The following is a 21,803-nucleotide window of genomic DNA, read 5'->3' as shown; positions in this document are numbered from 1 at the left end:
CGAATAAAATGATTATTTATAAAAAAAAGAAGAGCCGCTTGGAGAGGCGACTCTTTCTTTTCTAACTAGATGTTTATGTAGGTTACTAAATTACTTTCCAAATATTTCAGCGAGCTTTTTATCCAACTCGTCACCGCGCAAATATTTCGCAATGATCTTGCCGTTTGGATCCACTAAAAAGTTCATGGGGATTGCCTTGACTTCATACATCATACCAGCTTCGTTTTCCCAACCTTTCAGGTCACCTACTTGCTTCCAAGTCAGTCCATCATCTTGGATAGCCTTCAACCATTTTGCTTTATCCGCGGCTTTATCCATCGATACGCCCAAGATTTCAAAACCTTCTTTTTGGTATTTTGCATAAGACTTGACCAGATTCGGATTCTCACGGCGACATGGTGCACACCACGATGCCCAAAAATCGATCAGTACATATTTACCTCGGTAGTCGGACAATTTAACTGGTTTACCATCTATATCAGGCTGTGTAAAATCTTGCGCCTCTATACCTTCACTTGTTTTCTTCAGTAAAGCAATCCGCTTGGCCAAATCCTTACCCAAAACTGAGTTTTGTAAACTTGGATCCAACGTTAGAAATACTTCTTCAGCTTTAATAGCGTTAAATTCTGGAGGTAAAGTCGAATTAAACGCCATCAGTGCCATATAGCTTTTTGGGTTTTTTGCGACATAATCCATTTTAGCATCAATAGCCGCTCGATCCACGACCTGAGCACGCTCCTCCAAAGATTTGATGAAAGCAGGATCCTGTTGATCAGCCAAAGATTTGGATCTATACTCCTTTTCCAAAGCCTCATACTGGTCGTAGATCGGTTTCAACAATACAGTTACTTTCTCATTCTCCGCATTTAGTGGTGAACCGGAAATTTTCGCGTTTTTTATGGAGTCCGCAGATACAAATTTAATAGTAGCCCCTTCGATCAAAAAAGCAAGTATGTCCTGTTTTGGCGGTTTTGCAGGATCAAAAGGTGCATTGTCGTGGATAATACGCAAATGCGCTTCCATAGGTGAAGGGATACTACCTTTAAATTCGAACTTACCATTTTTAATATCAACAGAATCGATACGTACTTTTTCGTCATAATTTAAACGCAAATATGCTTTTGCTGGCTGGTCCAATTTACCAACAGTCCCCTGCAGCGTATAATTTTGCTGTGCAAATCCAAAAGCAGGTAAAGCTACAGCTAGCATTAAAGCCCATTTCATATTTTTCATCTTTATTTTGTTTTTTGTTTTATTCTCTCTCCTACTGTTCCAGTATTTAACAACTTATTGTAAAGCTGTTTATCACGCAATACCAATAACGCTTGTTTAAAGCTTTGGTTCGCTTCATTGCGCACGCGTGTACGATAATCACCGCCCGTATAAAGGAGTGATCCTACCTGAGCTTTAAATTCAATATCAATGGCATCATGAGCAGCAGTAAACTTTTGCTCCGGTATTGAAATGGAATGTTTTTGGGCGGCATCTACCACTTGTACATGAACTGGTTTTGGCACTTTGAAACTCTTATTAAACATGTTAAAATCGGGATACGCTTTTAACAACGCTTGACGATTTTGTTGCACAAATTCAAATCCACCCTTAGCGACCAAGCCACTATTCATCAATTGTGCCATCCAACTGCTATATTCATTGGTATCGATAGCCACAAATCGATCGGGCATAATGCCACCTCCGCCATAAACAATTCTTTTATTCTGAAGTGTCGTGTATTTTAAAGAGTCTGGAAATTGAACATGTCCTTCTTCCAATAACTCTTTAGACTCCATACGGCGATTGAAATCTTGGAAATAATCATCCTTACCTTTTGTGTACGGTTTTTGGATAGAACGACCTGAAGGTGTATAGTATCGAGCTCCAGTCAATTGCATCTCTGAACCATCGGATAACAGAACAGGTTTTTGCATCAAGCCCTTTCCAAAACTTCGTCGTCCGATGATCACCGCACGATCCCAGTCCTGCAGTGCTCCTGTAACGATCTCACTGGAAGATGCTGTCGATTCGTCGATCAGCACCACCAATTCACCTTCATAAAATCGGCCGAATCCACCCGTAAAGAAATAATCTTTACCCCCTTCATTGGGCACCGAGTAGAAGACAATTTTTTCTTTGGGCAGAAATTCATCTACAACACCAATAGCGGATTCGACATATCCTCCACCATTACTTTGTAGATCCAAAATCAACTTCTTCATCCCCTGTTCTTTGAGTTTTTTCAAAGCCTCATCAATCTCTGGTCGTGTCGTACGGTTGAAAATAGAGAGTGCTATATATCCGATTTCACTGTCAACCATATAGCTTTCGCGGACTGATCTTTCTAAAATATTTTCTCTCACGATACTGATCTTTTTCGGTTCCAAATGACCAGCAGATAAGATTTCTAACACTACAGGGATTCCTTTTTCGCCGCGGAGTTTTTCCATAATCTCCTTGTTCCCCCATTTCTTCCCCGCTATCGCCTCACCATCAATACTGATGATCTGGTCGCCCACTTGGATTCCAGCACGCATGGCCGGACCATCAGGATTGACAATCGTAATAAAGGTCTGGTCATTATTCTTTAAAAACTGAATACCAATACCGGCAAAACTTCCACTCATTGCTCCCCGCATAGCCTCCGCCTCTTCCCGACTGGTGTATTTGGAATGCGGATCCAAATCGGCAATCATCGCTTTTATGGCAGCATCTACCAAATGCTCTTCATTGACCTGATCGACATAGTTTTGTTGAATCAGTTTCAATGCCTCCTCAAATTTATACTTTGGATTCATCTGAGCCTGTAAAGACAGACTTAGACCTACCATCCCCACGAGCAAGCCCGCTGCTTTCTTATTCATATGGTATTTTTTATAAAACTGTTTATTTTTCATTCTTTAGGATCTCTATAGCAAGCGATAATTCATCCATCAACTTACTTGGACTACCAGAATATCCTCCCGAACAGTAGCGTACACGACCATCTTTGACCACGATTTTGCGTGGAATAGAAGAATCACCAAAAAGAGGTACCAATTGTTTAAATACCAAGTTTTGATCATTTGTAACTGGATTGACCGAATCATGTAATAGATGGAATCGATATCCTTCCCCACGCACATAGTTGACCGACTTGCTTTTATAGTCTCCTGTCTGCATAGTACCCAACATATAGATCGCTACAGTTGGATCGTGGGCATATTTATCAACCAAGAGCTGCATCCCCGGAAATGCCATAATGCAAGGACGGCACCAAGTCGCCCAAAAATCGACGACGACAATTTTACCCTTCCAGTCTTCAGGTGTTATAAATGATCCTTCTGCAGTTTCTAAACGAAAATCCGGCATAGGATGATTGACCCAGTTGTGGTCCACATAAGCTTTCATTTCGGCTTTTTCTTCATCCGATTTTAGACTCGCAAGATAAGCCTGGTATCCCTTTTCATCGCCATTATGCCCTTTCAGATAAATAGTTTTCAGTTTTTCGAACATACGGGGTGTCATAGCATTGTACCGTGCACTCATTTCCAAAAGCGGCAGGATCTGTTTATCATCGTTAAGACCTTCGAGCACCTGTAGGTTGATCTCGTTCAATTCGGCATTTTCATATTTCCCTTTTTCAGAAAGTTCCAAAAAATATCTGCACGCCTCTGTATATTTTTTCAGATCGTTTAACAGCGAAATGTGTGTAAACAATCGATCATCCAGATTTTTCACCACATTGGAATCTGCTTGTGCCTTGGTGTCAAAATCTTGCTTATACGACTGATCATCTTTTCTGGATATCAATTTAGGTATAATCGCCTCTGAGATGCTGTATAACGTATCTTTGCCAACCATCTTGAACATATAAGCACGCATGATATTCCAACGCATCAATTCATTACCGGTACGAAAATCAAGATCATCGAATAGTGATACGAACTTATCAAATTGCTTGGACTCGAAATAAGATGTTCCTAAACCTCGATAAACTGCATAATAAATAAAATTCTGATTATTTGGATTTTTGCGCCATTGCGCAATCGGAAACCGTTTTAAAAATTCTTCATAAGCACCGATCGCCTGAGCCTGATCCGAACTAGCAAGCATCGCATTATTATAAGCCATAAAACGTGCAGTAGCGCCATTTGGAAAGTCACTATAAACCCTATTTTGAATAAATTTAATCAAATCCGCATCTTTCAAACGGGCATTGGCATAATTATAAAATACGCCTAATGTTTCGTCATCCAGACCTTTAACAGCAAGCGCATCTGTCACAAACTTTCTGGCATATGCCGGAAATTCATTTCCTAAGCCCAACTTTTGCAGATTCATAAAGGAATGAAAGTAATTGAGGTAATTTTTTCCCAACAAAGCAGACTCTTTAGCACCCAACGTCTTTAGATAGGCCTGTTCCAGAGAGTCAGGTGGGTTGGTATAATAACTTAATATTTCTCCTCCGGTGATACCTGGCGCCTGAAATGCGGCTTCAGCTAAGTAAGATCCTGCCAGGGGTTTTCCTTTTGCACTTGTTAGCGCAACAGCATAACCTAAGTTATTATTATTATCACCAGCATCAGGTTGATCACTCTCTCCCTGAAAAAATTTCACGCCGATAAAGACAGTGCTCGGTTTAACGGGTACATTTGCCGTCCATAATCCATCACTATTTTTTTGCAGAGGCAGGATGAGTTTGGTCCACGTAAAATTGTCAAAAATAAACAGGTTGGCATTTACCTCATCACTGAATTCTAGATCCTTATCTTTTGCATTGTACATCAGCTGCACAAAATCACTCGTTTTTGGGTTTTTAGGCTTAAAAACACCGCTATCATATCGAGGCTGTGCATATAACACAGCCTGGACAATAAACAACAGTAAAAAAATCGCTCGCTTTTTCATCAGTATCGTATTACTTTATGAGCTCGTAAGCTCGATTTGTTTATTTATGAATGGATTTTCTCTTGGCATTTACGTGCCCAGATCAATTTTATCGGTAATAAACCGTTCATGAGCACGACCCCTAGCTGTCTACGCGTGCTCATGACGGTTTTCTTCTGACAGTTATTATCTAGGATTCTGACCGATTTCAGGATTTAGCGTGAGCACCTCCTGATTGATAGGATATACCATACGGGGACTATTTGCCTGTAAGGTATAGCTCTTTCCGTTAAGTGTTCTCGTTACCGGTTTAAAATAATTGCCATCCAACGTTAACCTCCTCATATCATACCAACGTAAATCTGTCCCTACAAATTCTCGACGTCGCTCATCCATCACATATTGCAACAAATCGGCTTGGACATCTGTCGTCTTCAATGCGACATATTTACTTGCTTGGAAACGTTTTTTACGTAATAGATTCAACATTTCCACTGTTTTAGCCACATTATTCTGGCGTGCATATACTTCAGCTCTATTGAGATAGATTTCAGGTGTATTCAAGCCTATGTATGCATTATAATTGGAATTGCCATTGGACAAAGGTTTGATATACACATAACCTTTAAACGTATTTGGATCTGTACCGATAAACATTTTGAGGCGTAGATCGTTCTGATCATAAAGTGCTACAAGATCGGGATTGATTGGACCACGAACAAAGCCTGAGCTCAGTTTTGAAAGTAGCACTTCTTTATCGTCAATAAGTCTAGGATAAGTTGCTGAAGTATATTCTTCCAAATTATACACCGTTGGATCAAGCGCCAAAGCCAAATCGGCATATCTTCCACTCTCCTCAAAATTTCGCATGGTCAAATACACCCGCGATAAAAGTGCATAGGCTGCAATCTTGGATGGGTGATAATTGAAGGATGGAAAATTGGGCAAGTTTCCAATCGCGATATTAAGATCTTCAATAATTTGCTCATATACTCTTGATAAGGATACTCGGCTTAAGTTTTGAAAAAGATCTGGTGTCAATAGCAATGGTAAACCCTGCTGGCTAGTTGCTTTTGTTGGATCGTAAATGGGTGCATATTGATTTGCTAGAGAAAAATAAGCGAACGCGCGATGCACGCGTGCTTCTGCAGCAACATGAAGTTTCTGTGCTTCACTTCCACTTTGACTCCCCATCACCCCCGCCAAGATCTCATTAGCGATATAAATCTGTTTATATAAATTGTTCCAGGCTATATCTTGCTGGTTATCGATGTAGAAGTAATCGTTCCACAAATAAGCGCGCTGGTAGATTTCCCCCCAAGCAGTCGACGCAGATGTAGCCACATCTGCAGCGATGTTGTCGCTGGTGATCAGAGGCAGCACAAAAGAACTTTCAAAGTTAACTTTGTTATTGAGCAAGTAACGGTAGTCGTCCGTAGTTTTTAACGTACGTTTATCATTTTGGTCGATCTCTACGTACTTTCTACAGGATGAAGTAAGTAAAGCTCCTGAGATAACCAAACTATAGAGTAAAATATTTTTGATTTTCATAGCTTTTGCTGTTTAAAAAGACATATTTAGCGTAACAAAAAATGTTGGCGATGGAGGCAAGTTGGAGTAACTGTTCAACGTTCTATAAGTTGGATCGACTCCATCCTTATTTTTACGCCAGATCAATCCCAGATTACGCACGCTACCGCTCACATTTACCGATTTAAATGGTGTGTTTTCAAGAGTTTTAAACGGAACATTATAAGCGAGGTCAATTTGTTGTAGACGCACATTACTACCGCTGATCACGAGCGCATCGGAACTGGCATAGCGCGACAAGTTATTATATTGATATCCCGCTCTGCTTAATCCAGGTACATTTGTTATTGCTTCATCTCCAGGCTTTCTCCATCGAAGAGCAAGATCAGACTGCAAACCGATCGCACCGGAATAAGGTGCATAATCGGGATAATTTTGCACTGATAATCGTCTTAACACATGTCCCAATTCATAGCTAATCCGTACACCCAAAGTAAAATCTTTATAAGAAAAAGTATTAAACAATCCACCAAAATATGGCGGCGTTGTTCTGCCAACTTTCACCAGATCATCAACAGTAAGAGCTGTAGCAGGAGCATCTGCGGCTACGATTTCACCATTTTGTTTATAGATCTGTGAACGTCCTTGGTTATCCAAACCAGCCCAACGATACGCATACATGTAGTCGGTCGGATTATCCACAATCGGTACACCCGTATTGATATAATCCAATACCCGAGTCGGATTGACGAATCGTGAATCGGTCACCTTATTGGTATTGTATCCAAAATTAAAGAGGGTATTCCATTTCACTTTCGATTGTAACCATGCCGCTTTTACGCCCAAGTCTATCCCATGTCCCTCCATCGTAGAGCTATTAAATTTGACTCTTGTCCAGCCATAGGTAGGATTGAATGGGAAATCATAAATGATGTCGGACGAACGCTTGGTATAATAATCAAAGTTAAATTGCAATCTATTATTCCAGGTTCCATAATCAAGACCGATATTAAAGGTTTTGACCTTTTCCCAAGAAATCTGTTTATTCGCTGGCGATACAATACTTGCTGTAACTTCATTGGTGACCAAGTCACTACTTGTATTGATAATGATTGTTTTACCTGCACTTTGAGGCAATGTTCCGTTGACACCATAAGTCATCCGTATACCCAAGGCATCGGCCCAAGCAGCGTTTTTTAGAAAATTCTCTTTCTTGGCATCCCACTTTCCGCCCACTGACCACAGCGGTTTAGCTCGTTGGTCGCGCGATGCACCAACAACAGTAAAGTCGTCAAAACGGACACTTCCAGAGAATACATATTTTCCCTTAAAAGCCGAGAAAGCCGCATTGGAATAATAAGAAAGAGCACGAGATGTATTTTTCGCTATTGATGCATTGGAGTTGAAATAATTATCCCATCCATAAATGGTATTATAACTCCCCCTTGGATTGATCACAGCAAAAGAATAAGTATCCTCGCTAAAACCTAAATAAGTATCTGTTGAGGATCTATAATTATTTTGTCTCCATTCCGCTCCAGCTAAGAAATTGAGATGATGTTCAGCATCTTGTCCCAGAGCTTTATTGACGTTCAATTGCGTACGAAATACATATTGCGAACCATTGTAGTTACGTACCCCTAGATTACCTCCCATGGGATAACCGTAAACAAAATTTCCATTTTTATTAAAAGTTGTTCCGATATTGATTTGGTTGCGCAGTGCATAACTTGTGACATCATCGATATTTTCCTGGTTATTCATTTCACGCTGCCACTGCCCCATCACTGATAGATCCGCCCAGCTGTTCAATTTGGTATTGACATCCATATGCATGCGCAAACGATGCGTCTGATCGTCATAATTTCCAGTTTTCAACTCTTCTATTGGATTGTAAGCCCAATCTAGGTAACCTCTTTTTTCAAAATCTTGAGTTACTTCTGGTCTAAATTGTATGTATCTTCTGATGTTATTTCCATCCCCATCTTTCAACATATCGTAGGGTAGTAGACCTCCAGAATAAGGATTTGATGACAGTGCATTGACCGCCGCATTATTCGTCTTGGAATTTCCGTAGTTATAATTTATTCCTGTAGCAATCTGCACCCGATCATGAAAGAGCATATTGGTTAAATTGGCTGTTGTTGTGAAACTCTCTGCCTTATTGGATCGAAAAACAGGAATATCCTTGCTGTAGTTGGTGGAAACAAAATAGGTACTTTTGTTTGCTCCTCCCGATATTGACAGGTTATATTGCTGTGATGTCGCATTTTGCAATAGATAATCTTTGATTTGATCCCTATTATCTGTAGCGGCGAGTTTGGCTAGTGCCGCATCTCGCTCCTGTTCAGTTGCAGTACCACGTTTTACTCGAAACAGCCATTCCATAGATTCGGAGTGTGGTTTATTGGTATTAAATGGGTCCCAACTTTTTTTGATGATGTTATCTCCGATAAAACCCTCTTCAAACAATTGCTTTTCTAAATCAATATATTGTGCAGAGGACATCCGATCCATTTTATGAAGATCTGCAGGAGCTGCTATACTTAATGATGTACCGAAACTCAGCGAGGTCGGCGTATTGCGACCTTTCTTTGTTTCGATAACAATTACACCATTCGCCGCTTTCGCTCCCCATATAGATGAAGCTGCAGCATCCTTAAGCACTGTGATACTTTGAATATCATTAGGATTGATCCGACTTAATATCGCACCTCCTGAACTCTGAAGAGACCCCTTACCAGTTAATGAAAATGACGCATCTACAGTTTCTGCCATTGGAAATCCATCGATCACGATCAAGGGATCTTTTGGCGTCCCGCCCGTTCCAAAACTATTGATACCACGTATACGGATCGCATTACTTCTAGGATCGACATACATCCCTGGTACCAAACCCTGAATACGTTCCAAGACATTAATCGCTGGAGTTTCTTGTATTTGTTTTGCCGTAACGGTACCGAATGATCCCGTAGCACGTTCTTTTGGTAGCTGGGTATAACCTGTCGAAACCACTTCCACATCTTGGAGAACATGGACGACCTCGCTCATAGACACATTGATCTGATTATGACTTCCGATGACACGGCGTTGCGGTTCCATACCGACATAAGAAAAAATAAGCGCCTCAGCTGGATCAGTCAAGCGTAGGGTGTAGCGCCCATCGCTACTGGTAGTTACGCCATTCCTAACGGCATTCCCATCGGCTATAACCGTCACCCCTACCAAAGGTGCCCCTGCATTATTTTTCACCACACCAGATATCACCTTCCAAAAGCGGTCATCGTTGTCAGGACCTTTATTGTTACGACTATCACGGATGATGGTAAAATAATTGTTTTGTACATATAGGAACAGGAAATTGTTTGCATATAAAAGTTCCTTCAATACAGATTCTACTGGCATTTTTTTATTCTTCGGGACCAGTTCTGAATCGATAAAGGCATTGTTTATCAAGCCCTCTTCGTAAGAAAATTTTGTCCCATAAATCCGGGTTACTTCATCCAGAGCTTGGGAGAGACTCACCTTTTTTTGCGCATAACTGCCCGCATAGGTAAACAGGCAGAAAAGCAGCACGAGTAATCGTGGTTTCATAAGTATTGATTAAAGTTAGTTAGTTAGTTAGGTTTTATTATTATTTGTTTGTTTTGTACGACAATATCAACGTCCATGGTATGTTTGATCACAAAGAGCACATCATCAATTCCCTTTAAAGGAATAGTTCCGGTAAAACGCTTATCCAAAAGCATTGGATCTTCGACAATGACTTGATAACCATAATTATCTTCTAGCACACTGACGATATGAGCTAGATTGCTGTGTTCTATATTGAGCTCACCACGGGTCCATGATGATACTTTAGATGGATTCGAGTTGTGAACAATTTCGTTCCCTTTTGACTGTTTGTCATAAATAAAGGTCTCTCCAGGTTTGAGCAATTTGTCCACTCCATTTTTTCCGTCAATTTTAACGCTTCCTTCGAAAAGGGTGACTTCGATACGACCACGTCTATCTTTTACATTAAACTTGGTCCCAAGCACTGTTAAAGACAGTTCGCCTACATGTACCACGAATAGATCATTCTCACGTAAACGGTTTTTGAGCGCCGTATGCTTTACCTCAAACATACCTTCACCTTCCAACCATACTTCCCGAGGTTTGTCCGTTTTCCAGTTTCTGACATAAGATAACTTCGAGTTGCTATTTAGGTTAATCAGGGAAGCATCTGGTAATAATACCTCGGTCCGTTCACCATATGCTGTATGGGTCGATTTCGTTCCGAATTGACTGATATCATAAACGATAAAAATAAAAGCAATGATGGCCGCAGCACGCGCAGTCCATTTGACTATTTTCCGAATCAATCGTTGTTGACTTTGTTTTCGCGAATAGGTAGGAATTGCATGTTGAATGTTTTCCCAACGTTGATCACTCGTCAGCTGGCTTTTAGCAACTGGTTGTTCCTTGATCAATGTCATCCAGAGCGCAGCGATATCCATCTGAACGGACAGCTCCGGATCATGTGCGCCCAATCTGTCCCAAAAATCTTTTTCATTCTCGATCTGCCCCAACTTGGATTGCACAAAGTCTTCATCAGCAAAAAAATCTGCTGCTTTATAATTTTTGTATTTTAAAAATTGAGGATCCATAACCTTTTTTATATAGATACACCTCTTTTCAAAATTTTACCCCAATAAATTTTATTTTTTTTAAAAAAATTCAAAAACGATTAGTAAATACCTAATTTAAGAGGTTATTTATTACTAACAACGCAGGAGCCGTTGTCTATTCATCACATCAAGTGTTGGGTACTTGATTTATAATTTGACTTGGTTGATCAGATGCAAAAGCACCAAAACGCCAAATTTTCCAAAGTGTTTCTTCAGATTATCCAATGCTCGATAATACAGTTTATAGGTATCCTTGGTCGATAGCCCCATAATACTTGCAATTTCAGCATAGGTGAGTTCTTCAAAAAAACGAAGGTGAATGATTTCGCGTTGACGAGCGGTCATATTGGACAAGGCCTGATCCAGTTTATCCTTGATCTCCAGCACACGCTCCTTGCGGATCATGCTGACATCATGGGGCAGTTCTATGGTAAAAGGAAGATGTTCGATCGCTGAGTTGGTCACTTGAGCACGCTTTATGGTTTGCTCAATGTTTTTAATCAAATTACGACGAAATGATTTATACAGATAGTTTTTAACAGATACGTCGGTATTTAAATTTTCTTTATTGCTCCACAACTTGACAAATAATTCTTGTATACTATCTTCAATGACAGCATTATCCTGTGTAAATTTGAATCCATAGTTATACAAAGATTGGTTGTATCGTTCAAAGAGAACTTTAAACGATGCTTCATGTCCAACCTGGAACAGCTGCCATATTTGTAAATCGGAATCCATAAGTAAGTAAAAGATTTTTTATTTTGAGGCCTAACCGAAAAATCTTCTTTTTCAAATGTATAAAAAAAAATGATGTTATGTAATTTATGAAAGATAATCCTTTGAAAAGCTCTTGTAAACAAAAGAATCACACAAAAATTATTGATTATCCAACATTTTGCCCAGTCAAGCAAAAATAATATAACCTGATATCATCAAAAAAGCCACTTATTCAAGTGGCTTTTAGTAATATAGATTATTAAAACAACAAATTCCTCTTAATTACAAATGGATCGAACAGCTTGACCACTAAAAACGTGTTCTTTATAACCGATTAAAAGAGTCCATTTTATTTAAAGGCATTCCATACTTTTGTTGGTCTACCGTTATTGTCAAATGCACCAAGGGTATATCCATTCCACCCGGCATAAGCCAAAGGTTCCCAATAGAATATCCCCAATACTTTTTGATTCGGAATCCCATTTACCGCTTTCAACAATTCCTTCAACCATCGTTCTGCAACCTCTTCTTCATCCCAGCTTATCCCCACCTCACAGATCATCACTTCCGATTGATAACGGCTGATCATATCGTTGATATTGTTGATACAAGCCGTATTATACGCTTCCCAGTTTTCTTTATTGGGATATAACGACATTCCGATCACATCCCACTTACCACCATTATTGTTTAACCCGTCAAAAAGCCAACGGAACAAACTGTTATCCTGACCATTTTGCAGATGTACAATCACTTTGCTATTTGGCAAAATCGCTTTCACCGCATCATATCCTGCATTATTCAACGCAGCATAGTTAGCCATGTTGACCGAAGCTTTTCCATCCTCCCAGAGCATCCCATTTCCGGTTTCATTCCCTACCTGTACCCATTCTGGTTGGATACCATTATCTTTCAACAATTGCAGTACAGATGTCGTATGGGATGCTACAGCAGCCTTTAATTCACTAAAAGATAATGTGGACCAAGCAGCTGGTTTGTTCTGCTGTCCGGGATCTGCCCAAGTATCACTATAATGAAAGTCAATCAGTAAGCGCATCCCCAGATGCTTTGCGCGTCGTGCTTTTACCAAAAGATCATCTTGATTGCACCATCCATTTTGAGGATTTACCCATACCCGCAATCGGACCGCATCGACACCCAACGACTGGACGAGCTTCATACCGTCCACTGAAGTTCCCCCCGTATTGTAAAACTGTACACCCGAAGCTTCCATTTCTGTGATCCAACTGACATCAGCACCTTGAGCTAAATGGCCCGTTTGTTGTACCGGCTGTGCCACCCCTTCATCGCTACAGCTATATAAGCTGAGGCATAAACAAATCAAGTAAAATCGTAAATCTATTACTAAGTTTTTCATCTCATTCTTTTTAAAACCGACCTATTATTCTTTCCCTTACCCCAAAACAGCAACCTATTGCACCCAGTACTTAAATGCTTTAGGATCGCTCAGATCGAGTACAAGCGTATGTGTTCCGATCTTGTCATATACAAAACCACTGGCGTCTGCCGTATATAAATGGCAGGTTCCTGCTTCCTCTGCGGCTCCAAAGAACCACGTCCAGCTGCCATTGATCAAGACCTTGATCCCCCATTGCTCCGCAACTGTATTCGTAATCGTTGCTTTCCACAATTTCTCCGTTTTATCGTAAGTCATGGGTGTAGCAGACGCACTCCATCCATTGAAATCACCGGTGACGGACAAGGATTCGACGACCGTCTCTTTCCAGCTTAATTTATTGACATCGGCAGTCAGGTACAGGTACCCCCCATTGCTGGTCCAACTATTCCAACGATCATCTCCACTATACAGAATATATTGGCTACCTTCCAATGGATAAGAACCATAGATCACAGACGCATTGGCACTTTCCTCATTGGTCAGGTAGAAGTTAAACCATTGTTCTACCTGTACAAATCCGTCATAGAAACCATCTTCCTTACGCGAGCATATCTTCCATGGAAATTGTGTCAGTTCCTTGTTGGCCATATAGAGGTATTGGGCATCAACAATAGGTTCATAAGCCGTCACCGCTATGGCGATCACATTACTATATACGACATCAACATTACGTGCTAGACGTGTCGAAACACGTGCATATAAAGTTTTCTTTTTCCCAGGTTCAAAGCCCATAGCTGTTACTAAACTATTCAATTGTTCGTGGGTATAACTCAAGGATGGCGCCACTTGTTCGCTCTTTTTAGCAATCACGGCAAATGTCGCTTCTGCGGCAAATTCAACGGTATGCTGAAGCGTAGACGGAGCGATTGGCTGTGCACTAGTCAAATTCGACTCCTCCCATACCAGTTGCAATGCCAGACTTTTACGATCAGTAGATGTCAACAGAACATCTGTTGTGCTACTATGGAGCACTGCTGCCTCAAAACCTGTCAGGACGGGCTCACCGCCTTCCTTTTTACAAGAAAATAAAAGAAAGGCCAACGTGTAAATAATCAATTTTTTCATAATCGGTGTCATTGGATAATAAATAGCATATTTAGTAACCTGTATTTTGTACTAAATTGGGATTGGCAGTCAGATCAGTAGTCGGTATCGGATACAGATTGAACTTTGCATCTACACTACTTCCATGGACAGTCCCACCTTTCCATTGCCACAAATACGTATTACCTGTAAAGCGTCCAAAGCGGATCAGATCGGTCCGTCTTGTACATTCCCAAAAAAGCTCTCTTCCACGTTCGTCAAGGATAAAATCTAACGTAAGCTGTGCCTGTGTAATAGCGCCAGCGGAACCTTTATAAGCGCGTTGACGAATCTGATTCACCAGATTGAGCGCCTCTTGGATATTACCGCCACCACCACGTAGAACGGACTCGGCATACATCAAATAACTATCAGCCAAACGAATCATTGGGAAATCGGTACTCACTAGACCTTCATCTGTTTTGTAGGTGCCGTCATCATTTAAATTGGTAAATTTTACCATACCATATCCCTGACTAGAAGAAGCCGGATCATCGACATCCAAAGATTGCCCTTTAGTCCAAAAATCGCCTCGCTTATCGTTAGCATTAAATATAGAAACAAATTCACGCAGGGTACGGAAACTGTTCCATCCAGAGATCACGCCGTAATCTGCAGCCTGCATGCTTCCCACAATAGGACCATTGACCAGATAAGTGGTTGCCCCCCAGCTTGTCGTATGGGCTACATCAGCTTGAATTTGAAAAATAATTTCATTCAAACGTTTATCATTATCAGCATTAAACAGCTGTTTATAGTCATTATGCAGCGTATGTCCACTATCGATCACCTTTTTACTATACAGCAAACAGTCGGCGTAGCGTGCTGTGCCAGTATAGATCTGCGCATTCAAATAGTTTTTAGCAAGCAAAGCCCAAGCGGCAGCTCGACTGACATGACCATACTGATTTTGACGTGCCTCGGGCAACAGGTCTGCAACAGCGATTAGCTCTTGTTCGATATAGTTAAAAAGATCAGCTCTTGCTATACGAGGAGGAAAAAATGCAGCAACAGGATCTTTCTCTGTTACAAAAGGAACATGGCCGTACAGATCCATGGCATGGCTATACGTTAAAGCGCGTAGAAAACGAGCCTCGGCAGCAAAACGCTCAATCTCGGCACGTTCTGCAGGATCAAAAGCGGTTAATTTTTCTGCCGTCACATTCCTTAAAAACTCATTGCATAATGCAATTGAATAGTAGATACGGTAGTACATGGCATTCACCCAAGTGTCGGATGCGCCCCATTTTACGTACTGTATATCCTCCATGTTATCACCACCTGCCCAGGTATAAATAACCTCATCTGTGGGCACCTCTTGCAAATTAAAGAAAACGCGCAGGTAACCCCATGAAGCTGTTGCTCCTGCCATATCTGGATCGGCATCTCCACGACCATTTCCGGCGACAGCAAAAGAAGCATATAATTTTGCCAGTACCGAACGATAACCATCTACTGAAGTATATACGGCTTCAGATGTGGTCTGTACTGTAGGATATTGATCGAGATCCTTGGTGCATGAAAACAGCATTAGAAAGATCGATAGTATGCTACAGCTATATATTTTCAAGTTTTTCATCAGTATATCATTACGTTGTGAGCTCGTAAGCCCGGTTATATATTCAGAAGTTGATTGTGTCTTTAGGCATGCTGCCCGCAGTGTTTTTATCGTTGATGAAGCGATCATAAGCCCTATTCATCGCTGTATGTAAACAGGTATTCATGAGGATTTCATCGGACATGAACTTGGTTTTTAAAAGGGTTAAAAATCTAAATTTAAGCTTAAAGAATATGTGCGGGAACGCGGATAGAAGGAACTATCAAAGCCACTAGGGACCTCCGGATCATTACCGCTATAGTTACTGATCACAAATACATTTTGTACGATCGCACCCACTCGTAGATTGGACAACTTTCCGATCTTCCCAAAATTATAGCCCAGCGAAAAGTTTTCCATCCGTAAGAACGAAGCATTTTCAACATAATAATCTGAATAATATTGTCTGCTTTGAAATCCAGTATTGAAATAATCGCGATGCAGATTATTAAGTGCTGGGTCTACGTACTGTACAGTCTCCCAAGCACTGAGATTCATTTTGGTATTGTTGAATACATAATTACCTAGATTAGCTCTCAAAGTCGTAGCCGCTGTCCATTTCTTGTAAGACAATTGCGTATTGAAACCAAATAACCACTTCGCAGCAGGTGATTCATACCGGTATAGATCCTTTTCATCTATAGCTCCATCGCCATTTAGGTCAGCATAGATACCTTCTAATGGTTTTCCAGCATCATCATATAACTGCTTATAGACATAAAACATATACGGTTGGTACCCTGTGGTTAATATCTGTATCCCCCGTCCACTGACTACCGGCCCTATGTAACTTCCTACGGATGAAGCGTCCTGTACCAGAGCAATATTGGTCACCTGAGTATGTTGATTGGTCGCATTGATATTTACTTCCCATCTTAGATTATCGGTCTGAACAGGCACTGTATTTAACTGAAACTCCCAACCTCTGCTTTCCACATTACCCACATTGATGGTCGCATTTTGATCAAAATTTGTCCCTGCAGCAACAGGTACATTGGCAAGTAGATCATGTGTTTTGCGGGTATAGTATTCGACAGAACCAGAAACTCGTGCTTTCCATAATGAAAAATCCAAGCCATAGTTAAAGGCTTTAGTCGTTTCCCATCTTAGATCTCTGTTGTAGACCGATGGACGGTACACCAGATGGTATTGATCGCCAAAACGATATTGAGCATAAGGAGTCCCTTGGGTATACACGGGCAGATATTCGTAATTGCCGATCCCTTCTTGCTGCCCTGTGATCCCATAACTACCACGAAGTTTGAGATCATCCAAAAAAGATACATCTTTTAAAAAAGATTCTTCCGAAAGTCTCCAAGCCAGGGCAAGCGATGGAAATGTTCCCCAACGATTTTCTGGACTAAATCTGGAAGTACCGTCTTTTCTGATCGTGGCAGTCAACAGATAGCGGCTATCGTAATTATAATTCAATCGGCCATACCAAGAAATCAAGGTGTGTCTTTCGTCCGAAGCGATCCCTGTAGAACGCAAATCTCCGGCTTCATTAAAATAACTAATGGCAGGTCTTGTTGAGCTCCAATGCTGATAGTCGTGTCCTGCCGTAAACTCTACCGTACTTTTGATTGTGGGAAAAGTTTTGTTATAAGTCAGATAGCCTGTAAATAATTTATTTTTAAGGGTCTGCTCATACGCATCATATGCACCGCCAATCAAAAAATTATTTGCCGCACTTGCTGGAATATGATTAGAACCACTACCCTTAGCGTAGTCATACCCGATGGTCACATGTGCCTTTAAGGCCGGTAAAAAATGAAACTTATAATCCATATCCAGATTTCCGATACCTCGATTGACAGTACTGCGATGTTTCTCTTGTTTAATCAGCCCCAGCGGATTCAGATTAGCTCCAGTAGCTGGGAGACCCGCATTGTCCAAACTTTCGTAATAACCCCCATAGGCGTCCACTCCCGAATAGATCGGTTGTGTCGGATTAAAAGCGATGGCAGACCATATGGCATCCGTATTCGCAAAACGATTGTTGTTTCTGGCACCTTTCAAATTCAGATTTACAGATAAGTGCTGATCAAAAAAAGTTGGCGTCAGCACCACCCCACCTGTGATCCGTTCGCTCCTATCCGTTCGCAAGGTCCCCTGTTGATCATAATAACCAACGGAAGCACGAAACGGTAATGTCTTGGCTATTTTACCCTGCAAGCTCACATTATTATCAGTACCCATTGCCTGTTGGAAAACTTCATCCAACCAGTCCGTAGAGGCATTGCCCAATAAATTTTTCTGTGCTGCAGTACCTTTGGTATTGATCAGATCTGCAAATTCTTCACGTGACATCATGTCCGCAACCCCCAAAGCCTGCTGCATTGATACGATCGACGAAAATGAAAGTCGTAAAGTATCCCCTTTTCCTTTTTTTGTGGTAATCAACAAAACCCCATTGGATGCCCGAGAACCATAAATAGCCGTTGCAGAGGCATCTTTCAATACCGTCATGCTCTCGATATCATTGGGATTGATCAAGCTTAAAAAATTGCCACTATTACCGCTGATACCACCCGTTTCCAAAGGCACACCATCCAGTACGATCAAAGGATCATTGCTCGCACTTAGCGATGCTCCTCCACGGATACGGATCGTGCTTCCCGCAGAGGGCGAACCGCTATTGGACATCACTTGCACCCCAGCAGTCTTACCATTGATCAATTGTTCTGGAGAACCGACCAATCCTGCATTAAAATCCTTACTGCTTACCGTTGTCACCGCGCCAGTCAGATCTTTTTTATTGGAACTACCGTAGCCGATCACGACCAATTCTTCCAATACCGTACCACTAGCCTTCATCTGCACATCCAGCTTTTGGCCAGTCACAGTCAACGTTTGACTGCTATAACCTACTATGGAAAATACAAGTTGCGACTTGCCATTAGGTAACAAGATCCGATAAGACCCATCAGCTGATGTGGAGGTACCTACTGTTGTACCCGCTACCATCACTGTCACCCCTACCAAAGCCTCCCCATTTTCGTTACGCACAATTCCCCGTATTTCTTGTTGCAGGGATTTTGTCCATCTGCTATGCGGTATCATACTCGCATGCAGATCGGTCATCCCGCTTAAACACGAAAGCAAAGACAAACCCAATACACTTGTTTTAAATGTAAAACCCTTCATTTTTTTAGATTTATAATCGTATATAATTTAATGCTATCTCTCTATTTTGACGCCTGCACGGATCAAGAAGGTCTATACCCCTTCCCAGATCACGACGACAAAAGTTTACTCCCTTCCGTTTTTTGTCCCAACAAAGCCTACTCTAACCAAAGCGCTCCAATTGAAACCGAAGCCCCCTGCTGCACTTCCCCATTTGTCGCTATAACCAATTTCTCTATTTTATCCTTTATAAAAGGAAGAGGAATCTCCGGATGGAAATAACGGTTTAAAAAGTCGGGATAAGGAGCTGGTAATAAAGCAGTGGGTATCATCTTCAGATCAGTCAAAGGTATGCGCAGCACATTCTTTTCCTGATTGTCCACAAACACGTGTTTTGCATAGGTATATCCCTGATCATCCACAAAGCCGATATCCAATGGTCCTGCATGATCTTTCCATTGCAGCTGTATACAGACTGTTGTTGCCTGTGCTATTCCTTTAGGTCGTGCAGTAATAATATCTTTCACATCCTTCACCCAGAAATAACGGGAACCAGCATCTTTACCTTCGAAAGTATACTGCCATTGCGCGGCTTCGGTCAAGTTGTTTTGTACTTTTTTAGCCGTTACATAAGCTTTCTCCGGAATCGCATAGCGTTCAAATGGACCGTCCAGTCCTTCGGATTGGGTCAGGAGTATGAGACTGCTCGATTCAACCAGAGCAGATGTCCAATACTGACCGACCTGATAATCCCAATCTAGCGGTGCCCCATTTTGATCATCAGGATAGGTGAACTGCTTGCCGTTCATAAATACGGTAACGGTATAGCGGAGCAAGTCTCCCTGCAACATCGATTCGGGTAGCTGAGCTTCGTAAGTATAATGGTCCTTCGGCAACAGTTTAATATAAGGATTATGCGCTTTCCAGAAAGAAACCTGATCCGTCTGCAAGATGATCGAATCGGGCTGCTGTGCCGTGATCAAGCGAAAATCTAATCTAACTGCTTTACCTTTCTCTATCGTTGGAGCAGGTTGATGCAGCATCACCGCTTGACTGTTTACAGTTGCTGCAGGAGCATAAAAATCACCGATCTTTCCTAGTTTCCATCGGCTATCAGCTGTCCAGATATTTTTACTGATCAAGGCTTTTCGCTTCAGCAGATACACGCCCGGAGTTGCGACAAAACTTGTCTGCTGCACCTGCTGGAGTTTGTTGTCTTCGGTCTTATTTGTGATATGTTGAACTGTATATGCTGTACCAAGATTGGGCAATTTGATATCCATCATATGTGGGGTGTGCAAAATTTGCGTCACCTCACGGGAAAGAGATGGTTTGCCAAATGGATCTGCCACCTGCTCCGCATCGGGCATCAGTTCCAATCTCCAAAGTCCGTCTTCCAATTGGTCTAAAAAATAAGCACCGGAACCCGTATAACCGACAACAGGCGAAGATCGATACCCTGCAATATGTTGTAGTCGATCAATTTGCTTCGGAAAAGATGAGGTCTCATTGCTGTAGTAAAATTTTTCTGGCGTATTCATCATAGACAGATCTTGCTTATAACTGACCGTAAAATCGCCAAAGAGTGTATCCTGAGGATAAGCTGGAAATTGTTGATTTCTAGGAATCGTATAGGCAATTTCTGCTGCAATCAGGGTGCTGATTGCTTTAGCCGGTGTATAAGCCAAATTGAGGTAATGGGTTTGGTATTCGGTATTGTAGGCTGCAATATCGATGGGATCATACGCAAATTGTGTGATCCACTGAAAACCCGCAGAACGAAAGGTACGCACCATCGCCGGATGCATATAACCGTATAGATTATCGGCCGGATCATATTCATAAATAGCCTTGGCTTTATTTGCAAACCCCTTAACGGATGAAAAAGGGATATTATACTGATCAATGTAGGGCAAGAAATTTCCTTGACGTTGTTTTCCAGCAACCAGACCAACGGGATACCATTGATAAGTAGTGCCCTGAATATCCGCATTAAAATATGCCGGCACATGATCGATATTATGACTTACATTATAGAAAATAGGTTTCTTATTTCCTGCTTTCTTCATAGCGGTTACCATTTCTTTTATATAAGCTGCAGTCGTATGTACCGATCCGATATGGCAGGGCTCATTATTGATTTCAAATCCCACAACATAGGGATCTTCTTGATAGGCGTAACCTGTATAAGGGTTTTTGTGACGGAGGAGCTGTGTGATGTATGTTTTTTGTGCCGCTATTGCCTGTGGATCAGCATGAACATGACATTTATCAAAAAGGTAAGTAAAAGCCCCCGTAGCTTCATTCTTTTCCGGATATCCGTTTCCAAAATTGGTCATCCCCGTAATTAAAATCCGGATACCTTTCTCCTGTAATTTAAAAAATAGATAATCCAGCAAGTCCAGATGTTCATTTTCCAAAAGATTACCGGTTGCATCTGAGATCTCCACATCCCAGATATGGATACGATAAGCATTATAACCTAGACGAGCGAGATGATAAACGTCCCGATCTATCGCTTCTTTATGGTTGACTCCTTTATAAGATAGCGCACGATAAGCATGGGCAAATGGAACCGTATAATTCGTGCCGTAGAAAGACGCCTCTTTTTGGGTATCCGACCAGCGCATGACACCTTGCTTGTCCACAAAAATAGTAGGCACTCGATTATTTTCTTGAGAAAAAGAAGTCAAAAACGCAAAAATAGCGCCGATAAATAAAATACTTATACGCATACAATAATTCAGTTTATAAATTTGGTTTCAATTGATAACACAAACTTATAAAGCGCATA

The 21,803-nt window shown here is 41.3% G+C and carries 12 protein-coding genes; all 12 read right to left on the bottom strand.

All coding sequences use genetic code 11. The features are described 5' to 3' along the window. Positions 1–90: 90 nt before the first annotated feature. Positions 91–1,233, bottom strand: a complete 1,143-nt coding sequence (locus AC06G9_RS06340; RefSeq protein ID WP_248754344.1) for a TlpA disulfide reductase family protein — start codon at positions 1,231–1,233, stop codon at positions 91–93. A gap of 2 nt (positions 1,234–1,235) precedes the next feature. Further along, the gene (locus tag AC06G9_RS06335) at positions 1,236–2,858 is read right to left on the bottom strand and encodes a S41 family peptidase (RefSeq protein ID WP_480957738.1); all 1,623 of its coding nucleotides are present in this window, start codon (positions 2,856–2,858) and stop codon (positions 1,236–1,238) included. 22 nt (positions 2,859–2,880) lie between these two features. Beyond that, a complete protein-coding gene (locus AC06G9_RS06330; protein ID WP_480957737.1) occupies positions 2,881–4,884 on the bottom strand; it encodes a TlpA family protein disulfide reductase in 2,004 nt (667 codons plus the stop codon). 165 nt (positions 4,885–5,049) lie between these two features. Beyond that, positions 5,050–6,414, bottom strand: a complete 1,365-nt coding sequence (locus tag AC06G9_RS06325; protein WP_480957736.1) for a RagB/SusD family nutrient uptake outer membrane protein — start codon at positions 6,412–6,414, stop codon at positions 5,050–5,052. Between the two features lie 12 nt (positions 6,415–6,426). Further along, complete coding sequence (locus AC06G9_RS06320; protein ID WP_480957735.1) at positions 6,427–9,987, bottom strand: SusC/RagA family TonB-linked outer membrane protein; 3,561 nt, start codon at positions 9,985–9,987, stop codon at positions 6,427–6,429. Positions 9,988–10,010: 23 nt separating this feature from the next. Next, the gene (locus AC06G9_RS06315; protein WP_480957734.1) at positions 10,011–11,042 is read right to left on the bottom strand and encodes a FecR family protein; all 1,032 of its coding nucleotides are present in this window, start codon (positions 11,040–11,042) and stop codon (positions 10,011–10,013) included. Positions 11,043–11,210: 168 nt separating this feature from the next. Further along, positions 11,211–11,804, bottom strand: a complete 594-nt coding sequence (locus tag AC06G9_RS06310) for an RNA polymerase sigma factor (RefSeq protein ID WP_346568962.1) — start codon at positions 11,802–11,804, stop codon at positions 11,211–11,213. A 328-nt stretch (positions 11,805–12,132) separates the two neighbouring features. Then, positions 12,133–13,161 carry a glycoside hydrolase family 53 protein gene (locus AC06G9_RS06305; protein WP_480957733.1) on the bottom strand — a complete coding sequence of 343 codons (1,029 nt, stop codon included), beginning with the start codon at positions 13,159–13,161 and terminating at the stop codon, positions 12,133–12,135. Positions 13,162–13,215: 54 nt separating this feature from the next. Then, positions 13,216–14,268: a DUF5111 domain-containing protein gene (locus AC06G9_RS06300; RefSeq protein WP_480957732.1), complete on the bottom strand. Its 1,053-nt coding sequence runs from the start codon at positions 14,266–14,268 to the stop codon at positions 13,216–13,218. 31 nt (positions 14,269–14,299) lie between these two features. Further along, complete coding sequence (locus AC06G9_RS06295; protein WP_480957731.1) at positions 14,300–15,865, bottom strand: RagB/SusD family nutrient uptake outer membrane protein; 1,566 nt, start codon at positions 15,863–15,865, stop codon at positions 14,300–14,302. Positions 15,866–16,048: 183 nt separating this feature from the next. Continuing rightward, positions 16,049–19,030: a SusC/RagA family TonB-linked outer membrane protein gene (locus AC06G9_RS06290; protein ID WP_480957730.1), complete on the bottom strand. Its 2,982-nt coding sequence runs from the start codon at positions 19,028–19,030 to the stop codon at positions 16,049–16,051. A 137-nt stretch (positions 19,031–19,167) separates the two neighbouring features. Beyond that, positions 19,168–21,744, bottom strand: a complete 2,577-nt coding sequence (locus AC06G9_RS06285; protein ID WP_480957729.1) for a hypothetical protein — start codon at positions 21,742–21,744, stop codon at positions 19,168–19,170. Positions 21,745–21,803: the final 59 nt, after the last annotated feature.

This window comes from Sphingobacterium sp. MAE, assembly GCF_056711605.1.
Note: the sequence above shows the minus strand (reverse complement) of the source record. Positions and strands in the feature narration are given on the sequence as shown.